The 3,246-nt window shown below is 63.9% G+C and carries 2 protein-coding genes; one reads left to right on the top strand and one right to left on the bottom strand.

Annotation, left to right across the window (positions count from 1 at the left end; translation table 11 throughout):
* Window positions 1-1,498, bottom strand: a 1,498-nt coding sequence (locus WAN71_RS14305; protein ID WP_422225966.1) for a tetratricopeptide repeat protein, incomplete at its 3' end; no start/stop codon positions are given.
* A 366-nt stretch (window positions 1,499-1,864) separates the two neighbouring features.
* On the opposite strand from WAN71_RS14305, the gene WAN71_RS14310 reads away from it, so the two are divergent.
* On the top strand, window positions 1,865-3,037 hold the full coding sequence (locus WAN71_RS14310) for a glycosyltransferase (RefSeq protein WP_422225967.1): 1,173 nt from the start codon (window positions 1,865-1,867) through the stop codon (window positions 3,035-3,037).
* Window positions 3,038-3,246 lie beyond the last annotated feature (209 nt).

A 3,246-nucleotide genomic window follows, 5' to 3' on the forward strand; every position in this document is an offset into this window, starting at 1 on the left:
CCTTGAGCTGAGCGCCTCGTGCGTCCCCGGGGCTGCAGTCGGTGAATTCGAGGAACTTGTAACCCTTTTGCAGTATCGCGCGATCGTGGGCTGACAGGCCGGCATCGCCCACCAGGAAGCGTCCGACCCGTGACACGTCGGTACAGCAGTGCAAAAACGAGTTCAGCGTTTGTTCGGTGGCAGCCCGGTCCGGTCCGGCGATCAGGCTGACGGTGACCTCGGCGTCGCATGGTCCAGCGATGAGGTTGCGCGCCAGCACATCTGGGTAGGTCGATGCCGCCTCCAGCATGGTCGGCACCGACAAGTCGCGAATGCTCGCTATGCCTTGTCGATCACTGTCGGGGATGTCGGCGCGGGCCAGCAGGCGCCGCGACAGCGTAAACGCTTCGGCTTGCTTGTCTATGTGGTATGCGCACACCAGCTGCTGAAAAGTAGTGCGCCAAGCGTAGAGATCTGGGTGCGGAATCGTCATGTCGTCTTCGGGCAGCGGGATTTCGGCGGCGCGCTGGGCATATAGGTAGCCGAGCCGGGCGCGCTTCTCGGCAATGTAATGGCGGGCGATGTCGTAGAGTGGCTCCGCGCGGGTCGGTCGGCACTCCCATGCCCGCAGGTAAGCCTCGTGAACATCAGGCCACGGTTCACCGAGCATCTCCATCGACTGCGCGAGCCGCAGCATCGCAAAGAAGGTCCCCTCGTCCGAACCGCCGATCTCAATCATTCGCGCAAACCACCTGCGTGCATTGGCGAAATCGCCCGCCTGGAAGTAGACCTGGGCCAGCATCGACACCTGTCGCAGATCTTCGGGGTTGTGTGTCACCTCGGGCTGTAGAAGATCGATGAAACGTTGGTTGGGATCCACGTCGCGGGGCACGTCGGCGGGTTTCATAACGCTGTCCGCAGCCGCTTGCAGTTGAGCCTCGGTTACCTCGAGGCTCAGCGTGTCCGCGAGACGGCGGATCACGTCGGCGGGCGCGGCGCGCAGCTCCTCGAAGTCAACCCTGACCGTCGCCGCGCCGGCCAGCGCTTGGTCGCGCGCGGCGATCAGATGCGCCGTTGACTCAGCCCGTTCCTGCTCGTCCTTCCACCATCCGAGTTTGTTCAGCGACGCGATCACGTTCGGTACCGGTCGGTCCACCACAACCGGCACAACCGGACCCCAGGCTTCACGGATGTAATCCATCGCAACGCAGAGAAGTGGGTGCTTGACGCCAGGCCGACGCCCCGCAATGCGGGCGGCACCGCGATGATTGTCGGCCCAAATGCGAAGTTGCGCCTCGAAAGAACGAGCATCCACTCGCAGCTGAGCGCCAGGTTCAGTGAAGGCCCGTACGCATAACTTGCTAAGAAACGAGTCCTCCCAGGTCTCGTGTGGTCCGCGATAGGCCCAAACGAAATCTGCGCCCATGAATACTCCGAGGTGGTGCAGCACGCCGGCAACGGCCGACGTACCGCCGCACCACGGGCCAAGCACGACAATGATCGGCTCACCGGATGTCATGACTACCTCCAACAGTCCCGAAATGCCAGGAACGGTACCTGACGGTCCTTGACTCCGCCTCAGTCGCGCAAAGCATCACAGCGGACTGCGGAGCAGGTCATAGGGGTGCGGTGATGCTGTTCAGCATCGCGACCGATAGTGCCTGGCCACAATTAAGACCAGCACCGTGAAAACAACCGTCGGCGGGGCGGCGGCAGCCGCGAAGACCGAAATACAGTTTCCCCCTTACGATTGCGGCACTAAGTCGCCACCACGGGATCGGAACGCGCTGCCCTTGCGGCGCTTATTGCGCACGAAGATGTCTGCGTTGTGATGGATCGAGTGGCTGCTCGGACGTCTAGGCACACCTTGAGTTAAGCTCCGCCGATGAAAGTGGTACTCGCCGGCTACGGAACTCGCGGCGATGTCGAGCCTTTCGCCGCCGTCGGTCGGGAGCTGCTGCGCCGAGGTCACGACGTGTGCATGGCGGTCGCGCCCGAGATGGTTGGGTTCCTTGAGCTGGCGGGACTTGCTGCGGTCCCCTTCGGCCCGGAGTCGCTCGCGTCCGTCCGCAACCGGATGATCGAGGAAGCAGCCACTGCGGTGGTAGACGAGAAGGAGTACCTGTCCCGGGCCATGGAGGAGTGGGGCACGACGCTGACGGCGCTGGCAAACGGGGCCGACCTGCTAATTACGGGCAGAATCGAGCAGGGGCTGGCCGCCAACGTCGCGGAGTATTACGGCATTCCGCAGGCGACGCTGCACTTCTTCCCGGGAGCGCATTCGCGCCAGATCGGCTGGGTCGGCGACACAATGGAGAAGGCTGAAGATGCTCATCGCCGCGCTCTGGGCCTGGCTGACGCGACGGGACCCTCTCCACGATCCCTAGAGATTCAAGCCTACGACGCGCTCTGTTTTCCCGGGCTGGCAGCCGAGTGGGCGGACGGAGATGGTTGGCGGCCCTTCGTTGGGGCGCTGACGCTGGAGTTGCCGACCGAAGCCGACGACGAGGTCTTGTCCTGGATCGCCGAGGGAACGCCGCCGATCTACTTCGGCTTTGGCAGCGGCGTGTGGCTCGCACACCCCGCTCAGACGTTCGGCCTGATCGGCGTGGCCTGCGCGCGGTTGGGCGAGCGGGCCTTGATTTGCTCTGGGGCAAGTGACTTCGCCGATGCCCCGCATTCTGACCAGGTAAAAATAGTCGGCGCGGTGAATCACTCGGCCGTTTTTCCGGCTTGCCGCGCGGTGGTTCATCAAGGGGGCGCCGGTACCACGGCCGCAGGCATGCGGGCCGGAATCCCCACGTTGATCCTATGGCACCCGATCAACGATCAGCAGATCTGGGCCGATGCCGTCAAGCGGCTGAAAGTCGGCTCAGGGCGGGCCTTCTCGGCCAGTAACCTGGGTTCGCTGGTCGCAGACCTGCGTTCCATCCTTGATCCCCAATGCATCACTCAAGCCCGTGAGGTCGCCGCCCAGATGACCAAACCTCCGGTGAGCGTTGCCAGCACCGCCGATCTGCTGGAAGATGCTGGCCGTCTAGGACGCGTGGGCGCGTAGGCATCAGCGCGAATCAGACTCGCCCCCGCTCCAAAGAGCAAATGGCACAGCCGGTTTCGCCTCCGCTAACTGAAAGGCGCGACCTAGTCGCGTGGCACCCGTCAGATGGCGGTGATGCAGAGCACTTCGTCGAGGCTGGCGGTCCCTAGCCCGGCGGCAGCCGCGCGTCGCGCGAGTTCGGTGATCGGGTCCGGGTCGGTCCCGGGTAC

The sequence above is a fragment of the Mycobacterium sp. genome, assembly GCF_049280035.1.
Lineage (GTDB): Bacteria > Actinomycetota > Actinomycetes > Mycobacteriales > Mycobacteriaceae > Mycobacterium.

Excerpts from the sequence above, each read along its gene's own strand:
- WAN71_RS14310 (WP_422225967.1), top strand. The coding sequence starts at position 1,865 with ATGAAAGTGGTACTCGCCGGCTACGGAACTCGCGGCGATGTCGAGCCT.